Below are 22,713 nucleotides of genomic sequence, written 5' to 3'. Positions count from 1 at the left end.
CGGGGGCTCCCCGACCAATACGCTCGGCGCATGACCCCCTCCCCCTCCTCCTCGCCCGCCGAGCCCGGCTCGACGCCCTCGGCCGAGACGACTCAGAAGACGGCCGCGCTGGTCTACAACCCGATCAAGGTCGACATCGAGGCCGTCAAGGAGTCGATCGCCCGCCACGAGCGCGAGGCCGGCTGGGGCGAGACCCGCTTCTACGAGACCAGCAAGGAGGACCCGGGCGGGGAGGTCACCGCACAGGCCCTGGCCGACGGCGCCGACATGGTGATCGCCGCGGGCGGCGACGGCACCGTCCGGGCCGTGGCCGAGGCCCTGCGGGGCTCGGACGCCTCGATCGGCCTGCTGCCGTCGGGCACGGGCAACCTCCTGGCGCGCAACCTCGACCTGTCGCTCGACAACCTCGACGACTCCATCGCCACCGCCTTCCGGGGCCGCGACCGCGACATCGACCTCGGGGTGGTCGACATCGAGCGCGAGGACGGCCAGCGCGAGACGTTCGCCTTCGTCGTCATGGCCGGGGTCGGCCTCGACGCCAAGATGCTCGCGAACACCAACGACGACCTGAAGGCGCGCGTCGGCTGGCTCGCCTACGTCGACGCCATCATCCGTGCCCTGCGCGACAACAACAAGATCGACGTGCGCTACGAGCTCGACGGGGGCGGCCGCAAGTCGATGCGCGCCCACACGGTCATCGTCGGCAACTGCGGCCTGCTGCCGGCGAACATCATGCTGCTGCCCGACGCCGCGATCGACGACGGCCAGTTCGACATCGTCGCGCTGCGCCCCGAGGGCTTCTTCGGCTGGTTCCAGATCTGGTTCAAGATCGTGTGGGAGAACGGCGTGCTGCGTCGCACCCAGGTCGGCCGCCGCATCCTCGCCGCCAACAGCCGTGAGGTGCGCACCCTGCGCTACATGAAGGGCCGGAAGCTCGTGGTGCGGCTCGAGTCGCCGCAGGACTTCGAGATCGACGGCGACTCCGTCGGCAAGGCCGTGGCCCTCCGCGCGGTCGTCGACGAGGGCGCGCTGACCGTGCGCGTGCCCGCCGACAGCTAGGCCCCCCCAGGCGGGCCGGGCCGGGCCGGGCGCGGCCCCCCGGTTCGCGACCTAGAGCGACCCGGCCACCAGCATCCGGAGCCAGTCGCGGGCGTCGACGAACGCGTCGTCGTCGTTGCGCGGCGACACCTCGACCGGCCGTCCGTCGGCGCGGGGGTACGAGCCGAGGAAGATGACGTTCGGGCTGAAGCGCTTGAGCCCGAGCAGCGCGTCGGCGACGCGTTCGTCGAGCACGTGCCCCTCGAGGTCGATGACGAACCGGTACCGCCCGAGGGCGTCGCCGATCGGGCGCGACTGGATCAGGCTGAGGTTGATGCCCCGCGTCGCGAACTGCTCGAGCATGTCGACCAGCGCGCCCGCGCCGTCCTCGGGCAGCTCGACGATGAGGCTCGTCTTGTCGGCCCCCGTCGCCGGGGGCACCGGCACCGTGCGGCTGACCAGCACGAAGCGCGTGACGGCGTTCCGGTTGTCGCCGATCTCGGTCGCGAGCACGTCGAGGTCGTGGTGCTCGGTGATCGTGGGCGGCGCGACGGCGGCGTCGGCACGCCCCGCCCCGGCCGGCGCGGCCAGCAGGTCGGCGGCCGCGGCGACGTTCGACGTGGCGGGCAGGTGGCCGTGGCCGGGCAGCGCCGCCTCGAGCCACCGGTGCGTCTGGGCGTAGGCGACGGGGTGGGCGTTGACCACGCGCACCTGGTCGAGGGTCGTGCCGGGCCGTGCCACGAGCACGAAGTCGACCTGCACGAGGTACTCGCCGACGATGCGGAGGCCCGGCACGGTGGCGAGGGCGTCCTGCGTGGCCGAGACGCCGCCCTCGACGCTGTTCTCGATCGCGATCATCGCGGCCGTGCTGCGGCCCGAGACGACGTCGGCGAGGGCCTCGCCGACGTTGTTGACGCTGTGCCACACGGCGCCCGCGGCCTCCGGCACCTGCTTGAGCGCCGCCTCCGTGAAGGTGCCGGCCGGGCCGAGGTAGCTGTAGGTCGGCGAGGAGGCGGGGGTCGACATGACCGAGAGCCTACTGAGGGCCGTCGACGAGGCGCGACGGAGCGGGGCGGCTGGTGCCAGGATGACCCCATGACCGACCGCGCCGGAACCCCCGCACAAGACAGCGACCTGATCGACACCGGTGAGGTCGTCGACGCCTACTACTCCCTCGTCCCCGACGTCACGAAGGCCGAGCAGAAGGTCGTCTTCGGCACCTCGGGCCACCGTGGCTCGTCGCTCGACGCCGCCTTCACCGAGACGCACATCGCCGCGATCACGCAGGCGATCGTCGAGTACCGGGCGGGGCAGGGCATCACGGGCCCGCTGTTCATCGGGCGCGACACCCACATGCTGAGCGGGCCGGCCGAGCGCACGGCGGTCGAGGTGCTGACGGGCAACGGCGTGCACGTGCTCGCCGACGCCGAGGGCGGCTACGTGCCGACCCCCGCGCTGAGCCACGCCATCCTGGTCTACAACTCCGACCCGGCGAACCTCGACAAGGCCGACGGCATCGTCGTCACGCCGAGCCACAACCCGCCCCGCGACGGCGGCTTCAAGTACAACCCGCCGCACGGCGGGCCCGCCGACAGCGACGCGACCGGCTGGATCGCGAACAGGGCCAACGAGATCATCGCGGCGGGCAACGTCGACGTGCTCCGCGGCGACGGCAGCCCGGGCCGCCACGACTTCCTCCGCGGCTACGTCGGCGACCTCGCGAACATCATCGACATGGAGGCCATCAAAGCCGCCGGCGTCAAGATCGGCGCCGACCCGCTCGGCGGCGCGAGCGTCGAGTACTGGGGAGCCATCCGCGACGTCTACGGCCTCGACCTCACGGTCGTGAACCCCGGCGTCGACCCGACCTGGCGCTTCATGACGCTCGACTGGGACGGCAAGATCCGCATGGACCCGTCCAGCCCGTCGGCCATGGCCAGCGTCGTGCACCGCAAGGACGAGTTCGACGTGCTCACCGGCAACGACGCCGACGCCGACCGCCACGGCATCGTGACGCCCGACGGCGGCCTGATGAACCCGAACCACTACCTGGCCGTCGCGATCGACTACCTCTACACGCACCGCCCGCAGTGGCGCGAGGACGCCGCGATCGGCAAGACGCTCGTCTCGTCGAGCATCATCGACAAGGTCGCCGAGAAGCACGGCCGTCGCCTCTGGGAGGTGCCGGTCGGCTTCAAGTGGTTCGTGCCCGGGCTCGTCGACGGCTCCGTCGCCTTCGGCGGCGAGGAGAGCGCCGGGGCGTCCTTCCTCCGCAAGGACGGCACGGTCTGGACGACCGACAAGGACGGCATCCTCCTCGCCCTGCTGGCGAGCGAGATCATCGCCGTCACGGGCAAGACCCCGTCGCAGCTCTACCGCGAGCTCACCGAGGAGTTCGGCGACCCCGTCTACGAGCGCGTCGACGCCGCCGCCAGCAAGGAGCAGAAGGCGCGCCTCGGCAAGCTCGACGGCGACGCGATCACGGCCACCGAGCTCGCGGGCGACCCGATCACCGCCACGCTCAGCGAGGCGCCCGGCAACGGCGCCGCGGTCGGCGGCCTGAAGGTCGTCACCGACAAGGCGTGGTTCGCGGCCCGCCCCAGCGGCACGGAGGACGTCTACAAGATCTACGCCGAGTCGTTCGAGGGCCCCGAGCACCTGGCGCGCGTGCAGCAGGAGGCGAAGACGATCGTCGACGCCGCGCTCGGCAGCTAGCGCCGGCGCTCACGCGACGACGAGGAGGGGCCGGGCTGCGATCACAGCCCGGCCCCTCCTCGTCGTCGCGACCACAGCCGCAGCCACAGCCGTGGTCAGCCGGCGTACGTCGGCGCGGCCGGCAGGCCGAAGAACTCCTCGAGCGTGGTGACGCCCTGCTGGTGCATCTCGGTCGAGAGCGGCACGCCCACGTACCGGAAGTGCCACGGCTCGTACGTGAAGCCCGTCACCGCGGTCTTGTCGGCCGGGTACCGCAGCAGCCAGCCGAACCGCCAGGCGTTCTCCGCGAGCCAGCGGCCCTGCGACGTGTCGCCGAAGCACGCCTGCAGCACGCAGCTCAGCGGGAGCGGGCTGATGTCGGCGACGAGCCCCGTCTGGTGCTCCGAGAAGCCCGGCCGGGCGCTCTGCACGTCGGCCTGGGCCTGGCCGAGCTGCTGCACCCAGCCCGCGTAGACGGTCACCTGCGTCGCGTACGAGCGGTAGGCGCTCTGCACGGTCATGGGGCCCGCGCCCTCCGCCTCCCCCGCGGCGAAGAGGGCGAGCAGGGCGTCGCCGGCCTCCTTCCGGAAGACGGGCGGGTTCTGCGACGAGACGTCGACGGTGACGAGGTCGGCGGGGGCGTAGTCGACCGGGTCGAGCGGCCGCAGCTTGTCGCTGACGACCCAGAGGCTGGCGGGGTCGTCGACCGAGAGGGCGCCGCGGTCGAAGGCGGGCGTCGCCGGCGCGGCCGGCTCGGGGGCCGGGGCTGGGGTCACGGGGTCCTCCGTCGGGGCCGGGGCGGGGGGCGTCGAGGTCGCGCGGGGCGTCGCCGAGGGAGTCGCGGTGCCGGTCACCGAGGCCGAGTCGCCCGCGCCGGTGCACCCGGCGAGCACCGCGGCCACGAGCCCGAGCGCCAGGGCCGCCGCGGCACGGCGCCGCCCGACGCGGCCCGGGGAGGCGGGGCGGAGGCGCGGGCGGCGTGACGACATGCGCTCCAGGGTAGGGGGCGCACCGCGGGTCGAGCGGACGTCACGTGGCGGCGCGACGCCGCGTGGAGTAACTTCTGCGTACCACGCAACTTTCTCGTCGACGTGACGTCGACGATCGGCGCTCACCGCGCCTCCGGCGCTGCTGCCCCCTCCCCCGCGGCCCGCCGCGCACCCCGTCAGACTCACCGCACCAGGAAGACCACACATGTCCCGGGTCACCGACTCCTCCCCCGCCGCCGCGCCCGCCGAGAGACAGGGGCTGATGACGCACCGTCAGATCCTCTTCGTCATCTTCGGGCTGATGGCCGGCATGTTCCTCTCCGCCCTCGACCAGACCATCGTCGGCACGTCGATGCGCACGATCGCCGACGACCTCGACGGGCTCAGCCTGCAGGCCTGGGTCACCACCGCCTACCTGATCGTGTCGACCATCTCGACGCCGATCTACGGCAAGCTCAGCGACATCTTCGGCCGTCGCCCGCTGTTCCTCATCGCGATCTCGATCTTCCTGGTCGGCTCGCTCGCCGCCGGGTTCAGCGAGAGCATGTACCAGCTCGCGGTCTTCCGGGCGATCCAGGGCATGGGCGCCGGTGGCCTCATGGCGCTGCCGCTCACGATCATGGGCGACATCCTCGCCCCGCGCGAGCGCGCCAAGTACCAGGGCTACTTCCTCGCCGTGTTCGGCATCTCGAGCGTCATCGGCCCGCTGGTCGGCGGCCTGTTCGCCGGGGCCGACGAGATCCTCTTCGTCACCGGGTGGCGCTGGGTGTTCCTGATCAACATCCCGATCGGCATCGTCGCGCTGGGCGTCGTCGTGCGGTTCCTCCACATCCCCGGCCAGGTGCGCCGCGAGAACGTCCGCATCGACTGGCTCGGCGCCGGGGCCGTGATCGTGGCCGCCGTGCCGCTGCTGCTCGTCGCCGAGCAGGGCCGCGAGTGGGGCTGGAGCTCGCCCCGCGCCTTCGCCTGCTACGTCGTCGGCGTCGTCGGCATCGCCGCGTTCATCGCCGTCGAGCGCCGCATGGGCGACGACGCGCTCATCCCGCTCAAGCTCTTCCGCATCCCGACCTTCGCGATGTCGACGGTGCTCGGCGTCCTGGTCGGCTTCGGCATGTTCGGCGCCCTCCTGACGGTGCCGCTGTACCTCCAGCTCGTCAACGGCGCGACGCCGACCGAGAGCGGCTTCCAGATGCTGCCGATGATCGCCGGCCTGATGATCTCGTCGATCGTCTCCGGCCAGCTGATCGCCCGCACCGGCCGCTACAAGATCTTCCCGATCACCGGCACGGCCTTCATGGCCCTGGGCTTCTTCTGGTTCACGACCCTGTCGTACGACAAGCCCTACTGGTTCATGATGTTCGGCATGCTGCTCGTGGGCCTCGGCCTCGGCCAGCTGATGCAGACACTGACCATCGCGTCGCAGAACTCGGTCGGCCCGCGCGACATCGGCGTGGCCACCTCGGCCTCGACGTTCTTCCGCCAGATCGGCGGCACGCTGGGCACCGCCGTGCTCTTCTCGGTGCTGTTCTCGCGCATCCCGCAGACCATCGCCGGCGCGTTCGCCGACCGTGACCTGCAAGCCGACGCCCAGGCCGCCCTCGCCGACCCCGCCGTCGCGAGCGACCCGGCCAACGCCTCCATCCTCGGGCTGTACCAGTCGGCCCAGGGCGGCGACACCTCGCAGGTCGGCGGTGCGCTGAACGGCGACACGTCGTTCCTCAACACGGCCGACCGCCGCCTGGCCGCGCCCTTCCTCGACGGCTTCGCGAACGCCACGGTGACGGTCTTCTGGGTCGCGCTGGCCGTGGTGCTCGTGGCGTTCCTGCTCAGCTTCTTCCTCAAGGCGACGCCGCTGCGGCAGAAGTCGGCCATCGACGAGGCCCACGACGACGCCCAGGCGGCCCTCGCCGCCGACGCGGCGGTGCAGGCGCAGGAGGCGGCCGCGAAGACGGGCGCGTTGGTCTCGCCCGACACGGGCAGCGTCCGGACGGTCGACGAGGGCGACGCTCCTCGTCGGGGGACGGCCGCCGACACAGGCTCCGAGGAGCCTGCGGATCAGCGACCGTGACTGGACTCCGCCGGCGAGGCGAGTAACGTTGACCAGGACGTAGGCGCCACGCGCTGACGTCCTGGTCGTCTCGCCTCCGGCGGTCCCTGCCCGTGAAGCTCAGCGCGGGAGGCACGACGACCCCGGGCCGTGCACCTCAGGGTGCACGGCCCGTCCTCGTCTCCGGGCCCCGCTGCGGGCCCCTCCCTGGGAGATCGACGGGCCCCTCGCGACCGTCGCCGCCCCTAGCTAGACTCTCTAGCATGCCCGACAGGTCAGCCCCGATCTACGACGCCTCCGGCTACTGGTACTCCAGCAGCAACGAGGAGCGCGGCGTCGAAGTGCTCAACGCCCTGCGCCGCTACCGTGCGGCCGAGTCCGAGATGCGCCGTCGCACGCGCACCTCCATGAAGATGGGCGAGACCGACCTCGCGGCCGTCCGCTTCCTCCTCCGCGCCCAGCGCCGCAGCGAGACCGTCAGCGCCAAGGAGCTGGCCGACCACCTCGGCATCACCTCCGCCTCGACCTCGGTGCTCATCAACCGCCTCGTGCGCAGCGGGCACATGGAGCGCCACTCGCACCCGACCGACAAGCGCGGAGTCCTGCTCACGGCGACCGGCGACTCGAACAGCGAGGTGCGCGCCACGATGGCGAGCATGCACACGCGGATGATCAGCGCGGCCGAGTCGCTCACCGCCGACGAGTCGGCGGCCGTCGTGGGCTTCCTCCGCGACATGACCTCGGCGATCGAGATCGACGACCACGGGGTCGACGGGCCCGCCGGTCAGGGTCACGACGCGACGACCGCGGCGCCGGCCGCCGTGGCCGCCCACCCGAACGTGGGCGCCGTCCGCGAGACCGAGAACGCCTGAGCCCCCACCTGCCAGGCCCCTCAGCCCTGGTCGACCGCGCCGCTCAGCTCGCGGAGGCCGCCTCGGCGCCCGGCTCGGTGGCCGGCGGCTCCGCGACGACGAACTCCGCCGACGGGAGCCGTCGACGCATGACGGCCACCGCCTCCTCGTTGCTGTCGACGAGCACGTAGCGGCGCCCCAGGGCGTCGGCCACGGCGCCGGTCGTGCCGCTGCCGGCGAAGAAGTCGAGCACCCAGTCGCCCTCGCGCGACGACGCCTGGACGATCCGTCGCAGCACGCCCTCGGGCTTCTGCGTGGGGTAGCCGGTCTTCTCACGGCCGGTCGGCGACACGATCGTGTGCCACCAGACGTCGGTCGGCAGCTTGCCCCGCGCGACCTTCTCGGGGGTGACGAGACCGGGCGCCATGTAGGGCTCCCGGTCGACCGTCTCGGAGTCGAAGTGGTACACCGAGGCGTCCTTCACGTAGACGAGGATCGTGTCGTGCTTCGTCGGCCAGCGGTTGCGGCTCTTGGCGCCGTAGTCGTAGGCCCAGATGATCTCGTTGAGGAACGACTCGCGGCCGAAGAGCGCGTCGAGCAGCACCTTCGCGTAGTGGGCCTCGCGGTAGTCGAGGTGCAGGTAGAGCGTGCCGTCGCGGGCGAGCAGGCGCCAGGCCTCGGCGAGGCGCGGCTCGAGGAACGACCAGTAGTCGTCGAAGTGGTCGTCGTAGCGCATCAGGTCGCCGCGGATCCGCTCGTAGCCCCGCCCCTTGAAACCGGTCACGGCGGTGACCGACCCCTCCACGCTGCGGATCGACGTCGTCGAGCGCCGCTGCTGCGGCCGCCCGGTGTTGAACGGCGGGTCGAGGTAGACCACCGTGAAGGCGCCGTCGGGCAGCTGACGGGTCGCGTCGAGGTTGTCGCCGTGGACCACGAGGCTCGGGGAGTCACGGGTCCAGTCGACGGGCATGGTCACCATTCTGTCGTGCCGGGCAGCGGCCAGTTCACCGGGCGTAGGGTCGCCGGATGAGCATCACCGTCGAGAACCGCCCCCAGCAGTCCCAGTACGCCCTCGTCGAGGACGGCGAGACCGTCGGCTTCGCCGCCTACGACGTCGTCGGCGACGAGATCCGCTTCACCCACACCGAGATCGAGCCCAGCCGTCGCTCGGCCGGCCTCGGTGCGCAGCTCGTCCAGGGCGCCCTCGACGACGTGCGCGCCGAGACCTCGCTGCGGGTCGTGCCGCTCTGCCCGTTCGTCGCCGACTGGGTGGACGAGCACGTCGACTACCAGGAGCTGCTGGCCCGCTGACCCCGGTCGCCGACCCGCGACTCCTGCCCGGCCCCCGCCCGTCGGCGACAGGCCGGCGGCTCGGGGGCGAGACGGGTCAGGGTCGGCTCACGGGACCCGGCGGAGCCACTCGGGCGTGGCGAACTTCGTCGTCACGAGCTGCTCGGCGGCCTCGAGCTCGGCCTCGGTGACGTGGCCGGTCGTGGCGCCGTAGAGGCCCGTGAAGGTCTGCTTCATGCGCTCGATGATCTCGGCGCGGGGCAGGCCGGTCTGGCTGCGGAGCGGGTCGACCCGCTTCGCGGCGCTCGTCGTGCCCTTGTCGCTCATCTTCTCGCGGCCGATGCGGAGCACCTTCACCATCTTCTCGCCGTCCATGTCGTACGACATGGTCGCGTGGTGCAGCAGCGCGCCGTTGCCGAGCCGCTTCTGGGCGGCCCCGCCGATCTTGCCCTTCGCGCTCGTGATGTCGTTGAGCGGCTGGTAGAACGCGTCGATGCCGAGCGACCTCAGCGCCGTGATGACCCACTCGTCGAGGTAGGCGTAGCTGTCGGCGAAGCTCATGCCCTGCACGAGCTCGCCGGGGGCGTAGAGCGAGTAGGTGACGATCGACTGGGCGTCCATGAACATGGCGCCGCCGCCGCTGATGCGGCGGACGACCTCGAAGCCGTGCTCCTCGGCCGCGTCGAGGTCGACCTCGTTGCGGAGCGACTGGAAGCTGCCGATGACGACGGCCGGCTGCTCCCACTCCCAGAAGCGCAGGGTGGGGCCGCGACGGCCGGCGCCGACCTCCTCGGTGAGCACCTGGTCGAGGGCGAGGTGCATGTTCGGCGACACGGGGGCGTCGTGGATGATCTGCCACTCGTGGTCGCGCCAGTCGCTGGCCTTCGACAGGCTGCGACGGATCGCCACGGCGACGGCCTCGGGCGTGAAGCCGAGAAGGACGGCGTCGTCCGGCAGGCCGGCACGGACGGCCGCGGCGATCGTCGCGGCGTCGGACTCGACCGGCAGGCCCGTGATCGAGCGGTCGATGGCGTCGAGCGCCGTGTCGGGCTCGAGGAAGAAGTCGCCCGCGAGGCGGAACTCGGCGATGCGCCCGTCGCGCACCTCCAGGTCGACCACCACGAGCTTGCCGCCAGGGACCTTGTACTCACCGTGCATGCGAGCAGCCTATTCCTGCCGGCCGGGGCGGGCGGCGGGCCTGCGGTGGGCGACGGCCCCGGGGAGGCGCGGGTCAGCGGGGGACGCGGGCGTCCAGCCAGCGGGTCAGGTCGTCGAGCACCTCGTCGCGGTTCGTCTCGCGGAAGATCTCGTGCCGCGCGCCCTGGTAGACGACGAGCTCGACGTCGGTGAGGCCGCTCCGGTCGACGTAGGCGTCGGCGAGCCTGCGCGCGCTCTCCTCCCCGCCGAGCGGGTCGTCGTCGCCGACCATGATCAGCACCGGCACGTCGTGCTCGAGGTGCTTCGACGGGCGACCCAGCAGGCGCAGCGTGTCGCGCCAGCCGAAGAGCTGCATCACCTTCGCGTCGACGACGAGCGGGTCGGCCGCCATCGCCTCGGCGACCGCGGGGTCACGGCTCAGCCACTCGAAGCCGGTGCTGCCGAGGTGGGCGTGGCGGGCCTTGAGGTCGCCGCCGTTCATGCTGCCGGGCACACGGTAGGCGGTGCCGGTGAGCACGACGGCGTCGTAGAGCGAGGCCTGCCGGTCGACGATCGCCTGGAGCATGAGCGACCCCCACGAGTGGCCGAGCGCGACGACGGGGAGGCCGGGGGCCTCGGAGCGGATGATCCCCGTCAGCTGGACCACCGCCTCCGCGGCGCCCCGCACGCCCGAGGGGCCGAGGCGCCCGAGCTTCGTGTGGTCGCCGCCGTGCTGGCCGAGACCGGTGGCTCCGTGGCCGAGGTGGTCGTCGGCGTAGACCGTCCAGCCCGCGCGGACGAGGTGCTGCGCGACCTCCTCGTAGCGGAGCGCGTGCTCGCCGACGCCGTGCATGATCTGCACCGCCCCTCGGGGGTCGGCCGCCCGCCACACGTAGTAGTGGACGGTGACGCCGTGCGCGTCGACGAACTCGAAGTCGCCCCGGGCGGCGGAGAAGGTGGGCATGCGGTCATCTTGGCACCGACCGGGGGCGGTCACGGTGCGGCGGGGCGGACGCGAGGAGGCGCGGGCCGGCTCCCGAGGGCCGACCCGCGCCTCCTGCGCGGCGTCAGGGTCAGCTGCGCGGCGCGTCGACGTCGGTGCGGACGACGCCGAACGCGTCGTCGAGGTCGACGTCGACCTCGGTGCCGTCGTCGAGCCGGACGTCGACCTCGTACGCCACGCCGCCGTCGTCGCTGCGGTCGACGTCGGTGACGGTGCCGCCGCCGGCCGCGCTGACGGCCGCGGCGGAGGCCTGGTCGTAGTCGGCGCCGGTGACGGTGTCGTCGTCGGAGCCGGTGCCGGTGCCGGTCGTGGCGTCGTCGGAGCCGTTCGCGGAGTCGTCGCTCGCGTCGCCGGTGGCGCTGCCGGAGGTGCCGTCGCGGTCGTCGTCGTCGCGGCCTCCCCGGTCGCCCCCGCGGTCGTCGCCCGTGCGGGTCGACGTCACGGCGTAGTCGTCGTCGAGGTACACGTGCGTCTCGCCGCCGCCGGGCAGCGAGACCTCGACCTCGTAGCCGGGCAGGCCGTCGCCGATCGTGTCGACCTCGGTGACGGTGCCGCCACCGGTCTCGGCGAGCGCCGCCTCCCGGGCACGGTCGGTGGTCTGGGCCGACAGCCGGTCGTCGTCGAGGCCGGTCGCCAGGGCGACGCCGCCGCCGCCGAGCACGAGCACGGCCGCCACTCCGCCGACGATCAGCAGGGTCTTCTTCGTGTTCTTCATGACGGTGTCTCCGTTCGTCGAGCCGCGGTGCGGCCGGTGGTCGTGGGGTGGTCGGTGCCGGTGCGGGGCGGGCCCCTCGGCGATGACCCCACTGTGCCGACCGGGCGCTGAAGCACCCCTGAAGCGACCTGAAGGGACGTTCAGCCAGCGCGGCCCCGGGCCGAGTGGTCACGATCTGCTGCTCGTCGGCCCCGCGACGCGCAGATCGCGACCACTCGACGGGAGGCGCGGCAGCACGCTTCCGTGTGCAGGCGTCGAGTGGTCACGATCTGCTGCTCGCCAGCCCCGGGAGGCGCAGATCGCGACCACTCGACGGGAGGCGCGGCGGGAGTCGAGGGCGGGAGGCGCGGCGTCAGCCGGCGGGGAGGTCGACCACGAAGCGCGCGCCGCCGAGCGGGGAGTCGTCGACGCGCACCGCTCCCCCGTGCACACGGACGATCTCGGCCACGATGGCGAGCCCGAGGCCGCTGCCCCCGGCGTCGCGGTCGCGGGCCTCGTCGAGGCGGACGAAGCGCTCGAACACCCGCCCGCGGTCGGCGACGGGCACCCCGGCGCCGTCGTCGTCGACGGTCAGCACCGCCCGGCCGTCGCGCTCGACGAGGGCGAGAGCGACGGTCGACGTGGCGTGCCGTGCGGCGTTGGCCACGAGGTTCCGCACGACCTGCCCGAGCAGCGGCTCGTCGCCGACGACGCGGGCGGGCCCGACGCCGGTGGCGTCGACGCGGAGCGGTGAGGAGGCGCGGAGCCGCGACGCCTCCGCCACCACGAGGTCGTCGAGGTCGACGGGCCGTCGGGCCACGCCGAGCTGCCCCTCGTCGGCGCGCGCCAGCACCAGCAGGCCCTGCACCAGGGCCGTGAGGCGCGCCTCCTCGCCGAGCACGGTGCCGGCGAGGGCCTGCCCGTCGATGCTGCCGGGGTGCAGCAGCGCGACCTCGGCGTGCTGGCGGATCGTCGCCAGGGGCGTCTTCAGCTCGTGGGAGGCGTCGCCGACGAAGCGCCGCTGCGCGCGGGCCGAGGCGTCGAGCCGGTCGAGCATGCCGTTCAGGGTGCGGGCCAGGCGGGCGATCTCGTCGCGCCCGCCGGGGTCGCGGAGCCGTCGGTCGAGGCGTGCGGCGGTGACCTCGTCGACCTCGCGGCGCATGGCCTCGACCGGGCGCAGGGCCCGGCCGACGACGAACCAGGTCGTCACGCCGAGCACGACCAGCGCCACGGGCACGGCGACGCCGAGCGTCACCAGGCTCGCCGCGGAGGCGGCCTGCGCCTCGTCGAGGGAGCGCGCGGCCACGACGGTGAGCTCGGCCGCGTCGGCGGCGTCGTCCGCGTCGACCGCGCCTGTCGCGTCGTCGTCGTCGGCGCCCCGGCCCCCACGGCCGGACGAGTCGTCGTCATCGTCGTCGTCGCTCGACGCCGACGCGGAGGGCTGGTCGCCCGTCGACGCCCCGCCGGTCGCCCCGCCGTCGACGTCGACGTCGACGCTGTCGCGCTCCACGACGAAGGCCTCGCCGTCGACCCGTGCCCGCCCGCCCGACGGGACGGTCGAGACCCGGGCCGCCTCGGCGACGAGGTCGTCGTCGCCGCCGGCCGCGAGCACCGCGCCGGCGGAGTCGAGCACGACGACCAGCGTGCCGTCCGCGTCGCCCGCCACCGCGACGGCGGGCGTCTGCCCGACCTCGAGCGCCGAGGCGACGCGCGAGACGTCCGCCTCCGCCGCCGAGCGCGGGGCGTCGTCGAGCACGGCGCGCTGCACGACCGCGAAGACGAGGGTGAAGAGGCCGAGGGTGACGGCGACGGCGAGCACGGCGGCCGCGGTGGTGCGGAGGCGCAGCGATCCACGGCGACCCCGGCGCCCGACGGGAAGGGCGTGCTCAGCCACCCCGCGACTCCAACCGGTACCCGGCTCCGCGGAGCGTCACGATCGCCTCTCGCCCGAACGGGCGGTCGACCTTGTTGCGCAGGTGCCGCACGTACACCTCGACGATGTTGGGGTCGCCCTCGAAGTCGTCGTTCCAGACGCCGTCGAGCACCTCGCGCTTCGTGACGACGCTGCCGGCCCGTCGCATCAGGAACTCGAGCACCGCGAACTCGCGGCTCGTCAGGTCGACGAGTGCGTCGCCGCGGTGCACGGTGCGGGCGGCAGGGTCGAGCCGCAGGTCGCCGGCCTCGAGCACGACCGGCCGCTCGCGGGCCCCGCGCCGCACCAGGGCGCGCAGGCGCGCGAGCAGCACGGCGAACGAGAACGGCTTGGTGAGGTAGTCGTCGGCGCCGGTGTCGAGGGCCTCGACCTGGTCCCACTCGCCGTCCTTCGCCGTGAGCATGATGACGGGGGTCCAGTCGCCGCCCTCGCGCATGGCCCGGCAGACGGCGTAGCCGCTCATGCCGGGCAGCATGATGTCGAGCACGACGACGTCGTAGCTGCCCTCACGGGTGCGCCAGAGGGCGTCGGTGCCGGTGCCGGCCACGTCGACGGCCATGCCCTCGGCCTCGAGCCCGACCCGCAGGCCCTCGGCCAGGGTCGCCTGGTCCTCGACGACGAGCACGCGCACGGCCGGCTCCCTCCCCGCGGGCGCCCTGCCCACGCGCCCAGTCTGGCGGGCGAGCGCTGAACCGGCGCTGAAGCAGCGGCGAGGCCGGCGTCGCGCGGCCTGCCACGGCCGGCGGGTCGGTGTCGTGGCGGGCGGCCGCACCTCGAGCTGCGGCGGGTCGCCGTCCTCCTGGGCGGGCCGGCGCCCACCCGCCCACGAGGACACGGACCCGCCGCACCGCGCAGCGAGTCGGCCGTACCGCGCAGCGAGCCCGCCGCACCGGCCAGCGAGCCCGAGGCCCCCGGGGAGGCGCGGGTCAGTGCGCCGAGTAACCGCCGTCGACGAGGTGGTAGCTGCCCGAGATGAACGACGCCTCCGGGCTGAGGAGGAAGAGCACCAGCGCGGCGACCTCGGCGTCGGTGCCGAGGCGGCCGGCGGCGTGCTGCTGCTCGAGCGCGGTGAGCGCCTCGCCGGAGAGCGACGCGCGCACGAGGGGCGTGTCGATGAAGCCGGGGCCGACCGCGTTCGTCCGGACGCCGCGGGCGGTGTACTCGAGCGCCGCCACCTTGGTCAGGCCGACCAGGGCGTGCTTGCTCGTGACGTAGGCCGCGTTCTGGGCCAGCCCGACCGTGCCGAGCACCGAGCTCATGTTGACGACCGCTCCGCCGCCGGCCTCGACGATGGCGGGCAGCTGGTAGCGGAGGCCGTAGAAGACGCCGTCGAGGTCGACGCTGCGCACGCGGTCCCAGGTGGCGACGTCGTACTCGCCGATGTCGGCCGGGGCGCCCGCGATGCCGGCGTTGTTCACGGCGAGGTGCAGGGCGCCGTACGTCGTCTTCGCGAACTCGACGGCGGCGTCGGACTGCTCGGCGACGGCGGTGTTCTGCTCGAAGGCGGTCGCGGCGCCGCCCGCGGCGACGATCTCGTCGACGACCGACTGCGCCGCGTCGAGCTTGATGTCGGTGACGACGACGGAGGCGCCCTCCGCGGCGAGCGCCCGCGAGATCTCGGCGCCGATGCCGCTGCCTCCGCCGGTGACGATCGCGGTCTTGTCGGTGAACCTGGCCATGGTGGTCCTTCTTCCTTCTGCGGCACTGTCGCGCCGGCGTCCTGGTGCCCCTCGGGGCATCGTCGTGGGGCTCGTCGTCGAGCCGTCCACGACGATACGCCTGCATCGACCTTTCCTCAACAGGTGTCGTCGATCTGCCCGAGATGTTTACTTAGCCGAGCTAACTGCTCATACTGGAGGGCGATGACCGACGTGACCTCTGCCTCCCCCGCTCCTCCCTCCGCCGCTGCCCCGCTCCGTGCGCTGCCGCACGCCCAGCTGGCCACGACGGTGCGCGGGTCGGTGCTGAGGCTGGCGCGGCGCCTCCGCCAGCAGAAGGCCGAGGCCGACGTGAGCGACGCGCAGATGGCGGCGCTCGGCTGGGTCTACCAGTCGCAGCCGCTGACCATCGGCGCCCTCACCGAGCACGAGGGCGTCACGCCGCCGTCGATGAACCGCACCGTCGGCAAGCTCGTCGAGGCCGGCCTGCTGGCGCGCCGGGTCGACGAGGCCGACCGTCGCCGCGTCGTGCTCGAGACGACGCCGGCGGGGTCCGCGTTCGTGGTCGAGACGCGCCGCCGCCGCGACGCCTGGCTCGCGCCCCGGCTCGCCGCCCTCACCCCCGACGAGCGCCGCACGCTGGCCGACGCGACCGAGATCCTGCGGAAGCTGACCCTCTCGTGAGCGCCATGTTCCGCTCGTTGCGCCTCTACAACTACCGGCTCTGGTCAGCCGGGGCGCTCGTCTCGAACACCGGCACCTGGATGCAGTCGACCGCGCAGGACTGGCTCGTGCTCACGCACCTCACCGACCACGACGCCACGGCCGTCGGCATCACGATGGCGCTGCAGTTCGCGCCGCCGATCCTCCTCGTGCCGGTCACCGGGCTGATCGCCGACCGCTTCGACCGGCGGCGCATGCTGATGCTGACGCAGGCGACGATGGGGCTGCTCGGGCTCGCGCTCGGCCTCCTCGTGCTGACCGACGTCGCCCAGCTCTGGATGGTCTGGGTCTTCGCGCTGCTGCTCGGCACGGCGAACGCGATCGACGCGCCCATCCGCCAGAGCTTCGTCTCCGAGCTCGTCCCGCCGGGGCACCTGGCCAACGCCGTCTCGCTGAACTCGGCCTCGTTCAACGCCGCGCGCCTCCTCGGCCCCGCGGTCGCCGGCGTGCTGATCGCGGGCGTCGGCACGGGCTGGGTGTTCCTGATCAACGCGGCGTCGTTCGCGGCGGTGCTGGTGTCGCTGCGCTTCATCCGGGTGTCGCAGCTCGAGGCGAAGCCCCGGGTGTCGCGGGCGAAGGGCCAGATCAGGGAGGGGTTCCGGTATGTGCGCGGCCGCCCCGACCTCCTGGTGATCTTCGCCGTGATCTTCGTGATCGGCACGTTCGGCCTCAACTTCCCGATCTTCACCTCGACGATGGCGAGCGTCGAGTTCGGCGTCGACGCCAGCGGCTTCGGCCTGCTGTCGTCGTGCATCGCGGTCGGCTCGCTGGCGGGCGCCCTGCTCTCGGCCCGTCGCGAGCGGCCGCGCATGCGCGTGCTGGTGCTCGCGGCCTTCGCCTTCGGCGTCACCTGCACGGTGGCGGCGCTCATGCCGACGTACTGGAGCTTCGCCGCCGTGCTCGTCACCGTGGGGCTCTCGTCGATCACGCTGATGACCACGGCGAACGGCTCGGTGCAGCTGTCGGCGGCCCCCGAGATGCGCGGTCGCGTGATGGCGCTCTACATGGCGATCTTCACGGGCGGCACCCCGCTCGGCGCCCCGATCGTCGGCTGGGTCGCCGACACCCTCGGCCCGCGCTGGGCGATCGGCGTCGGCGCGAGCGCCGGCTACGTCGCGGGCGGCCTCGCGCTGGCGTGGCTCATCCGCCGCCAGCACCTGCGGCTGCGCCGGGGCGGGTCGGTGCTGCACCCGCGCTTCCGGGTCGAGCACGACGGCGACGGGCTCCGCGCACAGCGCGAGGAGACCGCCGAGGCGATGGCGGCCGACGAGGCCGCTGTCCGCCAGACGACGTAGCGACCGGCCCGGGCCACCGCGCGGTCGCCGTGGGGCGTACGCTCCCCGGCACGAGCAACCGGGCCGTCGACCGACGAGCCGAGCGACTCGGCGGCGGAGGGCCGGCCATGGGCAGAGCGACGGTCAGCGGCGTCGTGGCGATCGCCACCACGACCGTGGGAGGCGCGCTGGGCCTCGTCGTGCTCGCTCGCCTCGACCGCACGGCCGACTCCGGAGCCGAGGCCGGCGGTGTCGCCACCGCGCTGACGCCGCTCACGACGACGGGTGCCGGGGCCGCCGCGAGCCCGGTCGCGGCCGTGCCGTCGGCCGCGGCGACGGCGACCGCCGGCGCGGCCGCGACGCCCGGCGCGGTCGACGGCACGGGTGCCGCGGGCACCTCCGTCGTCACGCCGCTGGCCGGCGGCGACTTCGTCGGGGTGGCCCTGGCGCTGCTCGCGGCGGCCGTCGTGGTCGGCGGGCTCGTCGTGCTTCTCGTCGCCCTCGCCGACCGCGTGCTCGCCGACAGCCCGGACGGGTCGACGATGGGCCGGCGCCCGACGACGGTGACGCCGCGGGTCGTCTCGGCGGTCGGCGCCCCGGCAGCCGGCAGCGCCCCGGCAGGCGGCGCTGCCCCGGCAGGCGGCGCTGCCCCGGCAGGCGACACCGCCCCGGTAGCTGCCTCACGAGCCGCCCCGCCGAGCGACCCGCCGGGAACCCTGATCCACTCCGGAGTGGATCAGCCCTCTGCGCCGGCGACCCCGCACCGCGACGCCTGACCCGGGCGTCTAGGCTCCCGGGGTGCCCACCTCGCCGCGCCCCCGCCGTCACCGCGCGGTCCGCGCCGCGCTGCTGCTGCTCGTCTCCGCCGTCGTCGCCACCGCCGTCGCCGGGTGCGCGGCGAGCGCGCCGCAGGCCCCTCCCCCCGGCGCGACCTTCGACTACCAGCTCGGTGCCGCCTACGAGCCCCCGGCCGGCACCGACGTCGTCGTGCGCGACAGCACGGCCGAGCCCGCTGCCGGCGCCTACGGGGTCTGCTACGTGAACGGGTTCCAGACGCAGCCGGGCGTGGACTGGCTCGACGAGCTCCTCGTGCACCGCGCCTCCGGCGAGCTGCTCGTCGACCCCGGGTGGCCCGACGAGCACCTGTTCGACCTCGCCCGCCCCGAGACGAGGGCCGCGGTCGCGGCGCGCATGACGGCCACGATCGAGGGCTGCGCCGACGACGGCTACGACGCGGTCGAGTTCGACAACCTCGACTCGTACAGCCGCTCGGAGGGCACCTTCGGCCTCGACGACGCCGTCGCCTACGCGACGCTGCTCGTCGACCGGGCGCACGCCGCCGGGCTGGCCGCCGCGCAGAAGAACACGGCCGAGCTGGAGTCGCGGGGCCGGGACGAGGTCGGCTTCGACTTCGCGGTCGTCGAGGAGTGCGACGCCTACGACGAGTGCCCCGCGTTCACCGAGGTGTACGGCGACCGGGTGCTCGCGGTCGAGTACTCCGACGATCTCCGCGACACGTTCGCCGGCACCTGCGGCCGGGCGACGACGCCGGCGAGCACAGTCCTCCGCGACCGCGACCTCGTGGGGCCCGACGACCCCGGCTACGTGTCCAAGCGGTGCTGACGGGCGCCCGTCCGCTCACGCCTCGCGCGTGATCTCCACCGTGACGAAGAGCGACGACGCCCCCGACCCCGCGTAGACGCCGCGCAGCGGCGGCACGTCGCGGTAGTCGCGGCCCTGGCCGACGACCACGTGCCGCTCGCCGATGTCGATGAGGTTCGTCGGGTCGTAGCCGTGCCAGGTGCCGCAGAAGTACTCGACCCAGGCGTGCGACTCGCCCACGATCGTCTCGCGCAGCTCGGCCGAGGGCTTCGGGTGCAGGTACCCGCTCACGTAGCGGGCCGGGATGCCCGCCGAGCGGAGGGCGCCGATCGTCACGTGGGCGATGTCCTGGCAGACGCCGGCCCGGGCGGCCCAGCTCTCGGCGGCGGTGGTCTTCACGTTCGTGACCCCGGGCAGGTACGACACCGCGCCTCCCACGGCCCGGCAGATCGCGAGGGCCGCCTCGCAGGGCGCCGCCGAGCCCCGCGCCTCGGCGGCGAGCGCGACGAGGTCGTCGGGCGGCGTCGTCAGCGGCGTCTGCTCGAGGTGCTCGACGAACGGGGCGGTGGCGCCCGCGACGCGCGCGAGGTCGTCCCAGCCCATGCTCGTGTCGGGGTGCGCGACGGGCCTGACCTCGACGAGCGACGTCGCGGTCAGCGACAGCTGCCGGTGCGGCAGCAGCACCTCGAACGACGAGACGCGGGTGCCCCAGTAGTCGACGTACTCGTGCGAGGCCGCGACCGGCTCGATGCGCAGGTGCGACGAGAGCACGTACTGCCCCTCGGTGTGCGCCGGCAGCATGCGGGCCTCGTTGTAGCTCGCCACCGCCTCCCCGGCGTACGAGAACCCGGTCAGGTGCCGGATGCGCAGGCGGCTCACGCGCGCCCGCCGACCCAGGTCGGTGCCGCACTGGTCGGGAAGTACCGCTGGCGGATCGCCTCGGAGGCCGCGCTCGTCGCCGCCTGCACGCTGTCCATGTGGCCGGGCAGGTCGTCGAGGATCTCGCCGATGGGCCGGTACTCGAGCTCGCTGCGCATCTGGCCGAGGATGCGCACCCCGCTGTCGGAGGCCGCCACCCGGTGGTTCGTCGGCTCGACCTCGCGGAGGCACATCTCGGCGCGGCTCACCGCGAACAGGACGCTGCGCGGGAAGAGGCGGTCGAGCAGGAGGAACTCCGCCGCGTTGCGGGCGCTCGGCACGCCCCGGTAGGTGCGCAGGTACGCCTCGTAGGCGCCGCAGGAGCGGAGGATGGTCGTCCACGACGGGCCGGACGCCTCGGTCAGCGTGCGCGTCGCGAGCAGGCGGGCGGTCATGTCGGCCCGCTCGATCGACCGGCCGAGGGTGAAGAAGTGCCAGACCTCGTCGCGGCTCGTGGCGCTCTCGATGATGCCGACGGCGAGGGCGCTGCGCTCGCGCACCCAGCCGAAGAACTCGTGCACCTTGTCGCCGGCCACCTTGCGGGGCATGCGCGCCCTCGTGGTGTTCAGCGACTCCCACAGCTCGGTCGAGACGATCTCGCGGGCCCGTCGCGCGTTCTCGCGGGCGGCGCCGAGCGAGTAGGCGATCGAGGCGGGGTTGTGCCGGTCGACGGCGAGCATCGCGAGCACGTCGGCGCGGGTCAGCGACACGTCGGCGGGGGCCTCGCTGCCCATCACCGCGAGCAGGCTGCGGCAGGCGGCGTCCTCCTCGATCCACGGGTCCTCGAGCAGCAGCTGCAGGTGCACGTCGAGGATGCGCGCGGTGCCGTCGGAGCGTTCGATGTACCGACCGATCCAGAAGAGGCTCTCGGCGATGCGGCTCAGCATGATTCCCTCTCGGTGGTGGCGCTGTCGTCGTTCGGTCGTCGCAGTTGTCGTTGCTGCTGTTGCTGCTGGACGTGCTCCTGCTGCTGCTGGGCCTGCTGGTCGTTGCGGGGGTCGTCCTGCGGAGCGTGGTCGGGGCTGTGGTCGGCGACCGCCGGCGCGCCCGCCTCCGCGGCGCTCACGATCGGGATCGCGGCCGTGGGCGTCGTCTGCTCGGCGATCAGGGCGCTGACGTCGTGGCCGGCCCAGGCGTTGACGTCGCCGCCGACGATCCAGGTGTCCTTCGAGCCGCCGCCCTGGCTGCTGTTGACGACGAGCTGCCCCTCGGGCAGCGCGACCCGGGTGAGCCCGCCGGGCAGCACCCAGACGTCGTCGCCGTCGTGCACCGCGAAGGGCCGCAGGTCGGCGTGCCGGGGCCGCAGCCCCTCGTCGACGAGGGTCGGGATGGTGCTCAGCTGCACGACCGGCTGCGCGATCCAGCCGCGGGGGTCGCGCTGCAGGCGGGTGCGCAGCTCGTCGAGCTCGCGGCGGCTCGCGGCCGGGCCGACGACGAGGCCCTTGCCGCCCGAGCCGTCGACCGGCTTGACGACGAGCTCGTCGAGGCGGTCGAGCACCTCCTCGAGGGCGCCCGGGTCCTCCAGCCGCCACGTGTCGACGTTCGGCAGCAGCGCCTCCTCGCCCAGGTAGTAGCGGATCAGCTCGGGCAGGTACGTGTAGACGAGCTTGTCGTCGGCGACGCCGTTGCCCACCGCGTTCGCGATCGTCACGGTGCCGAGGCGCGCCGCCATCAAGAGGCCCGGCGAGCCGAGCACCGAGTCGGCGCGGAACTGCAGCGGGTCGAGGAACTCGTCGTCGACCCGGCGGTAGATGACGTCGACCCGCTCGGGGCCGCCGGTGGTGCGCATGAACACGCGGCCGCCGGAGCAGTAGAGGTCGCGGCCCTCGACGAGCTCGACGCCCATCAGCCGGGCCAGCAGCGTGTGCTCGTAGTACGCGCTGTTGAAGACGCCGGGCGTCAGCACGACCACCGTCGGCTCGTCGACGCCCGACGGTGCGCTCTTCTTCAGGGCCGCGAGGAGGCGGTTGGGGTAGTCGCCCACCGGCCGCACCCTCATCGAGACGAAGAGCTCGGGCAGGGTCTGTGCCATCACCCGCCGGTTCGAGATCACGTAGCTGACGCCGGACGGCACCCGCACGTTGTCCTCGAGCACGCGCCACGCGCCGGCCTCGTCGCGCACCAGGTCGATGCCGCTGACCTGGATGCGCGCGCCGCCCGACGGCTCGATGCCCGCGGCCTGCCGGTGGAAGTGCGACGACGAGGTGATCAGCCGCGCCGGGATGACCCCGTCGGCCACGGCCCGCTGCGCGCCGTACACGTCGGAGAGGAAGGCCTCGAGCGCCCGCACCCGCTGCGCGACGCCCTTCTCGACCGAGGCCCACTCGGGCTGCTCGATCACGCGCGGCACGGCGTCGAGGGGGAAGGGGCGCTCCTCGCCGGCGAAGTCGAAGGTGACGCCCTGGGCGAGGTACGAGTCGGCGAGCGCGGCGGTGCGGTGCCGCAGGTCGTCCTGCGTCATGCCCTCGAGCGTCGCGTGGATCTCGTGGTACGCCCGGCGCGGGGTGCCGTCGCGCTCGAACATCTCGTCCCACGCGCGGGCGGGCGGCATGCGGTCGGCGGCCTGCCGGGCCGCGGCCTGGCGGGCGCCCGAGCCGACCCCGAGGGCCCCGGCGGCGGCCCGCAGGCCCCCGCCGCGACGGCTGCCCGGGTCGGCCGTGGCCGCGTATCCGTCGAAGAGGTCTCCCATGGCTCGACGGTATCCACGGGGTGTTGCGGGGGTGTTTCCGCGGCGTTGCACGCGGGGACGAGCTCGCTGTGGGGGTGCCGAGCGAGCGGGCGGCGGCCCGGACGCCGTCGCGGCGGCCTCTGCCGCGCCGTCCCCCGCGCGGGGCTCCCCCGGTCTGGGCGCACCCGCTCTGG

At 73.7% G+C, this 22,713-nt stretch carries 21 protein-coding genes; 9 read left to right on the top strand and 12 right to left on the bottom strand.

Annotated features, from left to right (window positions below):
• The first annotated feature begins 30 nt into the window (after positions 1-30).
• Positions 31-1,059, top strand: a complete 1,029-nt coding sequence (locus JOE43_RS05400) for a diacylglycerol kinase family protein (protein WP_209515483.1) — start codon at positions 31-33, stop codon at positions 1,057-1,059.
• Positions 1,060-1,110: 51 nt separating this feature from the next.
• Here JOE43_RS05400 and pheA read toward each other — a convergent pair whose 3' ends face one another.
• Positions 1,111-2,064, bottom strand: coding sequence for a prephenate dehydratase (pheA, locus tag JOE43_RS05395; RefSeq protein WP_167257910.1), 954 nt, complete (start codon positions 2,062-2,064; stop codon positions 1,111-1,113).
• Between the two features lie 69 nt (positions 2,065-2,133).
• Between pheA and pgm the strand changes: the two genes are divergently transcribed.
• Positions 2,134-3,753: a phosphoglucomutase (alpha-D-glucose-1,6-bisphosphate-dependent) gene (pgm, locus tag JOE43_RS05390; protein WP_056052061.1), complete on the top strand. Its 1,620-nt coding sequence runs from the start codon at positions 2,134-2,136 to the stop codon at positions 3,751-3,753.
• Between the two features lie 95 nt (positions 3,754-3,848).
• Here pgm and JOE43_RS05385 read toward each other — a convergent pair whose 3' ends face one another.
• Positions 3,849-4,721, bottom strand: coding sequence for a M15 family metallopeptidase (locus JOE43_RS05385; RefSeq protein WP_209515480.1), 873 nt, complete (start codon positions 4,719-4,721; stop codon positions 3,849-3,851).
• A 205-nt stretch (positions 4,722-4,926) separates the two neighbouring features.
• Here JOE43_RS05385 and JOE43_RS05380 point away from each other — a divergent pair, with 205 nt between their 5' ends.
• Entirely contained in the window at positions 4,927-6,789 is a 1,863-nt protein-coding gene (locus tag JOE43_RS05380) for an MDR family MFS transporter (RefSeq protein WP_245187114.1), read from the top strand.
• A gap of 242 nt (positions 6,790-7,031) precedes the next feature.
• A complete protein-coding gene (locus JOE43_RS05375; protein ID WP_209515477.1) occupies positions 7,032-7,640 on the top strand; it encodes a MarR family winged helix-turn-helix transcriptional regulator in 609 nt (202 codons plus the stop codon).
• A 43-nt stretch (positions 7,641-7,683) separates the two neighbouring features.
• Here JOE43_RS05375 and JOE43_RS05370 read toward each other — a convergent pair whose 3' ends face one another.
• Entirely contained in the window at positions 7,684-8,598 is a 915-nt protein-coding gene (locus tag JOE43_RS05370; protein ID WP_374072799.1) for a site-specific DNA-methyltransferase, read from the bottom strand.
• A 47-nt stretch (positions 8,599-8,645) separates the two neighbouring features.
• Between JOE43_RS05370 and JOE43_RS05365 the strand changes: the two genes are divergently transcribed.
• Positions 8,646-8,930 carry a GNAT family N-acetyltransferase gene (locus JOE43_RS05365; RefSeq protein WP_056052050.1) on the top strand — a complete coding sequence of 95 codons (285 nt, stop codon included), beginning with the start codon at positions 8,646-8,648 and terminating at the stop codon, positions 8,928-8,930.
• An 87-nt stretch (positions 8,931-9,017) separates the two neighbouring features.
• On the opposite strand, the gene JOE43_RS05360 is transcribed toward JOE43_RS05365, so the two are convergent.
• From JOE43_RS05360 to JOE43_RS05335, 6 genes are all read right to left on the bottom strand, one after another.
• Entirely contained in the window at positions 9,018-10,067 is a 1,050-nt protein-coding gene (locus JOE43_RS05360) for a biotin/lipoate A/B protein ligase family protein (protein WP_209515469.1), read from the bottom strand.
• Positions 10,068-10,140: 73 nt separating this feature from the next.
• Positions 10,141-11,010 (bottom strand): alpha/beta hydrolase, encoded by an 870-nt coding sequence (locus JOE43_RS05355; RefSeq protein WP_209515466.1) that lies wholly within the window; start codon positions 11,008-11,010, stop codon positions 10,141-10,143.
• 109 nt (positions 11,011-11,119) lie between these two features.
• Entirely contained in the window at positions 11,120-11,764 is a 645-nt protein-coding gene (locus tag JOE43_RS05350) for a PepSY domain-containing protein (protein ID WP_209515462.1), read from the bottom strand.
• A gap of 352 nt (positions 11,765-12,116) precedes the next feature.
• Complete coding sequence (locus tag JOE43_RS05345) at positions 12,117-13,637, bottom strand: HAMP domain-containing sensor histidine kinase (RefSeq protein ID WP_307803250.1); 1,521 nt, start codon at positions 13,635-13,637, stop codon at positions 12,117-12,119.
• Entirely contained in the window at positions 13,630-14,307 is a 678-nt protein-coding gene (locus JOE43_RS05340) for a response regulator transcription factor (protein ID WP_167257897.1), read from the bottom strand. The genes JOE43_RS05345 and JOE43_RS05340 overlap by 8 nt, the downstream gene beginning before the upstream one ends.
• A gap of 295 nt (positions 14,308-14,602) precedes the next feature.
• On the bottom strand, positions 14,603-15,355 hold the full coding sequence (locus tag JOE43_RS05335) for an SDR family NAD(P)-dependent oxidoreductase (RefSeq protein ID WP_209515448.1): 753 nt from the start codon (positions 15,353-15,355) through the stop codon (positions 14,603-14,605).
• 183 nt (positions 15,356-15,538) lie between these two features.
• Between JOE43_RS05335 and JOE43_RS05330 the strand changes: the two genes are divergently transcribed.
• The 4 genes from JOE43_RS05330 (at position 15,539) to JOE43_RS05315 (ending at position 18,954) form a co-directional block, all read left to right on the top strand.
• The gene (locus JOE43_RS05330; RefSeq protein ID WP_209515443.1) at positions 15,539-16,018 is read left to right on the top strand and encodes a MarR family winged helix-turn-helix transcriptional regulator; all 480 of its coding nucleotides are present in this window, start codon (positions 15,539-15,541) and stop codon (positions 16,016-16,018) included.
• Positions 16,015-17,352, top strand: a complete 1,338-nt coding sequence (locus JOE43_RS05325) for an MFS transporter (protein WP_056052033.1) — start codon at positions 16,015-16,017, stop codon at positions 17,350-17,352. The genes JOE43_RS05330 and JOE43_RS05325 overlap by 4 nt, the downstream gene beginning before the upstream one ends.
• A gap of 107 nt (positions 17,353-17,459) precedes the next feature.
• The gene (locus JOE43_RS05320; protein WP_209515440.1) at positions 17,460-18,107 is read left to right on the top strand and encodes a hypothetical protein; all 648 of its coding nucleotides are present in this window, start codon (positions 17,460-17,462) and stop codon (positions 18,105-18,107) included.
• A gap of 22 nt (positions 18,108-18,129) precedes the next feature.
• Positions 18,130-18,954, top strand: coding sequence for an endo alpha-1,4 polygalactosaminidase (locus JOE43_RS05315; protein WP_307803249.1), 825 nt, complete (start codon positions 18,130-18,132; stop codon positions 18,952-18,954).
• A 15-nt stretch (positions 18,955-18,969) separates the two neighbouring features.
• On the opposite strand, the gene JOE43_RS05310 is transcribed toward JOE43_RS05315, so the two are convergent.
• Genes JOE43_RS05310 through JOE43_RS05300 form a run of 3 tightly spaced genes read right to left on the bottom strand, consistent with a single transcriptional unit; the run spans position 18,970 to position 22,540 of the window.
• Positions 18,970-19,812: a transglutaminase family protein gene (locus JOE43_RS05310; protein ID WP_056052028.1), complete on the bottom strand. Its 843-nt coding sequence runs from the start codon at positions 19,810-19,812 to the stop codon at positions 18,970-18,972.
• Entirely contained in the window at positions 19,809-20,738 is a 930-nt protein-coding gene (locus JOE43_RS05305; RefSeq protein ID WP_167257887.1) for an alpha-E domain-containing protein, read from the bottom strand. The genes JOE43_RS05310 and JOE43_RS05305 overlap by 4 nt, the downstream gene beginning before the upstream one ends.
• Positions 20,732-22,540: a circularly permuted type 2 ATP-grasp protein gene (locus JOE43_RS05300; protein WP_374072789.1), complete on the bottom strand. Its 1,809-nt coding sequence runs from the start codon at positions 22,538-22,540 to the stop codon at positions 20,732-20,734. Before JOE43_RS05300 ends, JOE43_RS05305 begins: the two co-directional genes overlap by 7 nt.
• Positions 22,541-22,713 lie beyond the last annotated feature (173 nt).

This window comes from Frigoribacterium sp. PvP121, assembly GCF_017833115.1.
Taxonomy (GTDB): Bacteria; Actinomycetota; Actinomycetes; order Actinomycetales; family Microbacteriaceae; genus Frigoribacterium; species Frigoribacterium endophyticum.
The sequence above is the reverse complement of the archived record's forward strand: the minus strand, read 5'-3'. Positions and strand labels throughout refer to the sequence as shown.